Origin of the sequence: Bradyrhizobium sp. 21 (genome assembly GCF_023073335.1) — a bacterium.
Classification (GTDB): Bacteria; Pseudomonadota; Alphaproteobacteria; order Rhizobiales; family Xanthobacteraceae; genus Bradyrhizobium.
The window spans coordinates 33,839-39,838 of the sequence record NZ_JADPJG010000021.1 but is presented as its reverse complement, the minus strand read 5'-3'; the positions used below and the strand labels follow the sequence as shown (position 1 = coordinate 39,838).

At 63.1% G+C, this 6,000-nt stretch carries 6 protein-coding genes; all 6 read left to right on the top strand.

The features are described 5' to 3' along the window. On the top strand, positions 1-804 hold an 804-nt coding region (locus tag IVB31_RS20370; protein WP_247325758.1), incomplete at its 5' end, for an ABC transporter ATP-binding protein. Positions 805-816: 12 nt separating this feature from the next. Beyond that, positions 817-1,902: an ABC transporter ATP-binding protein gene (locus IVB31_RS20365; RefSeq protein ID WP_247325755.1), complete on the top strand. Its 1,086-nt coding sequence runs from the start codon at positions 817-819 to the stop codon at positions 1,900-1,902. Further along, positions 1,902-2,804 carry a sugar ABC transporter permease gene (locus tag IVB31_RS20360; protein WP_247325750.1) on the top strand — a complete coding sequence of 301 codons (903 nt, stop codon included), beginning with the start codon at positions 1,902-1,904 and terminating at the stop codon, positions 2,802-2,804. Before IVB31_RS20365 ends, IVB31_RS20360 begins: the two co-directional genes overlap by 1 nt. Further along, a complete protein-coding gene (locus IVB31_RS20355) occupies positions 2,804-3,610 on the top strand; it encodes a carbohydrate ABC transporter permease (protein ID WP_247325747.1) in 807 nt (268 codons plus the stop codon). The genes IVB31_RS20360 and IVB31_RS20355 overlap by 1 nt, the downstream gene beginning before the upstream one ends. Positions 3,611-3,620: 10 nt before the next feature. Next, complete coding sequence (locus IVB31_RS20350; protein WP_247325744.1) at positions 3,621-3,950, top strand: DUF2160 domain-containing protein; 330 nt, start codon at positions 3,621-3,623, stop codon at positions 3,948-3,950. A gap of 129 nt (positions 3,951-4,079) precedes the next feature. Beyond that, entirely contained in the window at positions 4,080-5,822 is a 1,743-nt protein-coding gene (locus IVB31_RS20345) for an ABC transporter substrate-binding protein (RefSeq protein ID WP_247326084.1), read from the top strand. The last annotated feature ends 178 nt before the right edge of the window (positions 5,823-6,000 follow it).

The following is a 6,000-nucleotide window of genomic DNA, read 5'->3' as shown; positions in this document are numbered from 1 at the left end:
GTGGCGGAAGCCGCGCGTTTGCTGCGGCTCGAGCCGTTCCTGAAACGCACGCCGCTCCAGCTCTCCGGCGGCCAGCAGCAGCGCACCGCGATCGCGCGCGCGCTGGTCAAGGGCGCCGATCTCGTGCTGCTCGACGAGCCGCTCGCCAATCTCGACTACAAGCTGCGCGAGGAGCTACGTGCCGAGCTGCCGCGCATCTTCGAGGCCTCGGGCGCGATCTTCGTCTATGCCACCACCGAGCCGACCGAGGCGCTGCTGCTCGGCGGCAACACGGTGTGCATGTGGCAGGGCCAGGCGCTTCAGATCGGCGAGACAGCCAACGTCTACCGACAGCCGCAGACCTTGCGCGTCGCGCAGGTCTTCTCCGATCCGCCGCTCAACCTTGTCGGCATCGAGAAGAGCAATGGCTCCGTGCAATATGCAGGCGGCATTGCGGCGCCGGCCTCCGGTCTCTATTCGTCGCTCGCCGACGGCGCCTATCGCGTAGGCTTTCGTGCGCATCAGCTTGCGCTCGCCAACGGCGAGACTGATCGCCACGCCTTCCATGCCACGGTAACGGTGACCGAGATCACCGGTTCGGAGAGTTTCGTGCATCTGACCCGCGACGGATCGAACTGGGTTGCGGTGCTGCACGGCGTGCACGAGTTCGAGCCCGGCCACACCATCGATGCCGTGCTCGATCCCAATGATGTCTTTGTCTTCGATGCGGCCGACCGTCTGGTCGCCGCACCTTCCATAGCGTTTTCAAGCGAAGTGCGTAGCGGTTCGCGTGAAGAAAACGCGTCAACAAGTAAAAGCTCTTGAGGGAGATGCGACATGGCCCGCATTGACCTCGTCGATCTCGCCCATTCCTACGGCGGCAATGATGCGCCGCAGGACAGCTTTGCGCTGAAGCCGGTGACCATGACCTGGCGGCAGGGCGGCGCCTATGCGCTGCTCGGGCCGTCCGGCTGCGGCAAGACCACGCTGCTCAACGTCATCTCCGGCATCATCACGCCGTCGCGGGGGAAAATCCTGTTCGACGGCGAGGACATCACACCGCTGTCAACCCAGAAGCGCAACATCGCCCAGGTGTTCCAGTTTCCGGTGATCTATGACACCATGACGGTGGGGCAGAACCTGGCGTTTCCGCTGAAGAACCGCGGCGTGCCGAAGGCCGAGATCGACAAGCGCGTCGCCGAGATCGGCCGCCTGCTCGACCTCGAACCCTATCTGAACCGCAAAGCGACGCGGCTCACCGCCGATGCCAAGCAGAAAATCTCGCTCGGCCGTGGCCTGGTCCGTTCCGACGTCGCCGCCGTGCTGTTCGACGAGCCGCTCACCGTGATCGACCCCGAGCTGAAATGGCAGCTTCGCTCGAAATTGAAGGCGCTGCATCGCGAGCTCGACCTCACGATGATCTATGTCACCCACGACCAGACCGAGGCGCTGACCTTCGCCGACACCGTCGTCGTCATGCACGACGGCCGCGTGGTGCAGAGCGGCACGCCGGCCGAGCTGTTCGACAGGCCGGCGCACACCTTCGTCGGTTATTTCATCGGCTCGCCCGGCATGAACATCATTCCGGCCGAGGTAAGGGGGCGCGAGGCCAAGATCGACGGCCACGTCGTCGGGCTCAACCGCAGCTACGACAGCCTCCCGGCAGGCGCGAAGATCGAGATCGGCGTGCGTCCCGAATTCGTCGAAACCGTTGCGCCGGCACCCGGCCTGCTCAGCGCGAAAATCGAGCGCATCGACGATCTCGGCCGCATCCGTTTTGCACGGACGCGCCTCGGTGACGCCAAGCTCGCGGCGCGCGCGCCGGCGGGCTTCACCAGTTCGGACGGCACGGCTGGGCTGAAATTCGATCCGTCGCATATCCACGTCTATGCCGACAGCCTTCTGGTGGAGGGAGCCGCCTGATGGACAAGACCATCAACCAAAAAGCCTGGTTCCTGGTGCTGCCGGTGTTCCTGGTGGTCGCCTTCTCGGCGGTGCTGCCGCTGATGACGGTGGTGAACTATTCGATGCAGGACACTTTCGGCAACAACCAGTTCTTCTGGAACGGTGTCGGCTGGTTCAAGGAGCTGCTCGATCCCTCGACCGACCTCGGCGGCCGCTTCCTGGCCTCGCTCGGCCGCAATCTGTTCTTTTCGCTGGTGATCCTTGCCATCGAGGTCCCGCTCGGTATCGTCATCGCCCTGTCGATGCCGCGCCAGGGCTGGACTGTCGCGGCCTGCCTCGTGATCCTGGCGCTGCCGTTGCTGATTCCGTGGAACGTGGTTGGCACGATCTGGCAGATTTTTGGCCGGCCCGACATCGGTCTGATGGGCTATGTCCTCAACCACATCGGCATCGACTACAATTACGTCTCCAACGATATCGATGCCTGGGTCACCGTTATCGTGATGGACGTCTGGCACTGGACCAGCCTCGTTGCGCTGCTCTGTTACGCCGGCCTGAAGTCGATCCCCGAGGCCTATTACCAGGCGGCACAAATCGACGGCGCCTCGCGCTGGGCCGTGTTCAAGGCGATCCAGCTGCCGAAGATGAACCGCGTGCTGCTGATCGCGGTGCTGCTGCGCTTCATGGACTCGTTCATGATCTACACCGAGCCGTTCGTCGTCACCGGCGGCGGGCCCGGCAACTCCACGACCTTCGTGTCGATCGAGCTGGTCAAGATCGCGCTCGGCCAGTTCGACCTCGGCAAGGCGGCTGCGCTGTCGCTGGTCTACAATCTGATCATCCTGATCGTCTGCTGGATCTTCTACACCGTGATGACCAATGCCGGCACCGAGCGGAAGCACCAGGAAGGAGCCGTGTGATGCACTCGATCCCCGGCCGCCGCGTCATCATGGCGCTGTTCCTGATCTTCCTGCTGTTGCCGATCTATTGGCTCGTGAACATGAGCTTCAAGACCAACGCCGAGATCGTCTCGACGATGACGCTGTGGCCGCATACGCCGACGCTCCAGCACTACAGGCGCATCTTCACCGACGAGAGCTGGTATTCCGGCTACATCAACTCGCTGGAATACGTCGTCCTCAACACCATCATCTCGATCTCGGTGGCGCTGCCGGCGGCCTACGCGTTCTCGCGCTATCGCTTCCTCGGCGACAAGCATCTGTTCTTCTGGCTGCTGTCGAACCGCATGGCGCCGGCCGCGGTCTATGCGCTGCCGTTCTTCAACCTCTATTCGGCGATCGGCCTGTTCGATACGCCCTGGGCGGTCGCGCTCGCGCATTGCATCTTCAACGTTCCCCTCGCGGTGTGGATCCTCGAAGGTTTCGTGTCCGGCGTGCCGCGCGAGATCGACGAGACCGCCTTCCTCGACGGCTATTCCTTCCCGCGCTTCTTCATCAAGATCCTGGTGCCGCTGATCGCGAGCGGCATCGGCGTCGCCGCCTTCTTCTGCTTCATGTTCTCCTGGGTCGAGCTGCTGCTCGCGCGCACGCTGACCTCGGTGCAGGCCAAGCCGATCGCGGCGATCATGACGCGCACGGTATCGGCGGCCGGCATGGATTGGGGGCTGCTCGCGGCAGCCGGCGTGCTCACCATCATTCCGGGCGCGCTCGTGATCTGGTTCGTCCGCAATTACATCGCGAGCGGTTTTGCGCTCGGTCGGGTCTAGGGAGGCATCAATGGAATCTATTGCATGGATGGCCTGGACGCCGCCGACGGCGATCTTCTTTGTCGCGCTCGCCTGCACGCTTGCCGTGATGACCTGGCTTGGGGTGACCTATCCCGAGGCCGAGCGCGTCGGCGTGCTGCGCATCCCGACCACGCGCGGCGACCGCCTGTTCATCTCCCTGATCACGGCGGCGGTCATCCACTTGCTCTGGATCGCCTTCGCCGGCACCGACGCTCTCGCCACGCTGCCGATCGGCGAGGACGGACTTGAAATTTCGCGCCTTTGGATCGCATCAGGAATTTCGCTGGCGACGGCCGTGCTCATTTTTCGCACGGTCTGAAGCCCGCGAAGGAACGGCCAGATCCGGGACCAACCCGGGCCTGTAAAAAGTTTGTCGCTGCAACGGAGGAACAACATGCGGCAGTTTAGGAGAAGGGAACGTCCATTGACCAAGAATAGCTTTCTGACGATGTCCAGCGTCGCCGCCATCGTCGCGGTGTCGTTCGCCGTCTCGGCGCCGGTTCGCGCCGCCGACGACGCCGCCATCCAGAAGTGGATCGCGGAATTCCAGCCCTCGACCCTGTCGAAGGAAGACCAGAAGAAGGAGCTGGAGTGGTTCGCCAAGGCCGCCGAGCCCTTCAAGGGCATGGAGATCAACGTCGTCTCCGAGACCATCACGACCCACGAATACGAATCGCAGACGCTGGCCAAGGCGTTCTCCGAGCTCACCGGCATCAAGCTCAAGCACGACATCATCCAGGAAGGTGACGTCGTCGAGAAGCTGCAGACCCAGATGCAGTCCGGCAAGAACGTCTACGACGGCTGGATCAACGATTCCGACCTGATCGGCACGCACTTTCGGTACGGCCAGACCATCGCGCTGTCGGACTACATGACCGGCGAGGGCAAGGACGTCACCGATCCCCAGCTCGACGTCAACGACTTCATCGGCAAGTCGTTCGGCACCGCGCCGGACGGCAAGCTCTATCAGCTGCCCGACCAGCAGTTCGCCAACCTCTACTGGTTCCGCTACGACTGGTTCACCAACGCGGACTACAAAGCCAAGTTCAAGGCCAAGTATGGCTACGAGCTCGGGGTGCCCGTGAACTGGTCCGCTTATGAGGACATCGCCGAGTTCTTCACCAACGACATCAAGGAGATCAACGGCGTCAAGGTCTACGGCCATATGGACTATGGCAAGAAGGACCCGTCGCTCGGCTGGCGTTTCACCGACGCTTGGCTGTCGATGGCTGGTAACGGCGACAAGGGTATCCCGAACGGCCTGCCGGTCGACGAATGGGGCATCCGCATGGAAGGCTGCCGTCCGGTCGGCTCCTCGGTGGAGCGTGGTGGCGACACCAACGGTCCGGCCGCGGTCTACTCGATCACCAAATATCTCGAGTGGATGAAGAAGTATGCCCCGCCGCAGGCCCAGGGCATGACCTTCTCCGAGTCCGGTCCGGTGCCGGCGCAGGGCAACATCGCCCAGCAGATGTTCTGGTACACCGCCTTCACCGCCGACATGGTGAAGCCGGGCATCGCCGTGATGAACGCGGACGGTACGCCGAAATGGCGTATGGCTCCGTCGCCGCACGGTTCGTACTGGAAGGAAGGTATGAAGCTCGGCTACCAGGACGCCGGCTCCGCCACGCTGTTGAAGTCGACGCCCCCGGATCGCCGCAAGGCGGCCTGGCTCTATCTCCAGTTCATCGTCTCCAAGACGGTGTCGCTGAAGAAGAGCCATGTCGGTCTCACCTTCATCCGTGAATCCGACATCTGGGACAAGTCGTTCACCGAGCGTGCGCCGAAGCTCGGCGGCCTGATCGAGTTCTACCGCTCGCCCGCGCGCGTGCAGTGGACCCCGACCGGCAACAACGTGCCCGACTATCCGAAGCTGGCACAGCTGTGGTGGCAGAACATCGGCGATGCGTCGTCCGGTACGAAGACGCCGCAAGCCGCGATGGACTCGCTCGCCGCGGCCCAGGACTCCGTGATGGAGCGTCTGGAGAAGTCCGGCGTGCAGGGCGCCTGCGGTCCGAAGCTGCACAAGAAGGAGACGGCCGAGTACTGGTTCGCCAAGGCCCAGAAGGACGGCACTATTGCTCCTCAGCGCAAGCTCGCCAACGAGAAGCCGAAGGGCGAGACGATCGACTACGACACCCTGATCAAGTCGTGGCCGGCCACCCCGCCCAAGCGCGCCTCGCTGCAGTAAGCTGCGTCTCATAACGACGAAAGGCCGGGAGCAATCCCGGCCTTTTTTTGGTCTGTCAACGCCGACGTCGTCCTGGACAAGCGAGCATCGCGAGCGCTGATCCAGGACCCGTTACCCCCATCCTAAGTTGACGCGCCGTGCTTTGGCGACAGCCTCCTGCAACACATTCAGCGGGGTA

Bases quoted from the DNA above. Each gene is read 5' to 3' on its own strand.
- IVB31_RS20365 (WP_247325755.1), top strand. From the start codon at position 817: ATGGCCCGCATTGACCTCGTCGATCTCGCCCATTCCTACGGCGGCAAT.
- IVB31_RS20360 (WP_247325750.1), top strand. From the start codon at position 1,902: ATGGACAAGACCATCAACCAAAAAGCCTGGTTCCTGGTGCTGCCGGTG.
- IVB31_RS20355 (WP_247325747.1), top strand. From the start codon at position 2,804: ATGCACTCGATCCCCGGCCGCCGCGTCATCATGGCGCTGTTCCTGATC.
- IVB31_RS20350 (WP_247325744.1), top strand. From the start codon at position 3,621: ATGGAATCTATTGCATGGATGGCCTGGACGCCGCCGACGGCGATCTTC.
- IVB31_RS20345 (WP_247326084.1), top strand. From the start codon at position 4,080: ATGTCCAGCGTCGCCGCCATCGTCGCGGTGTCGTTCGCCGTCTCGGCG.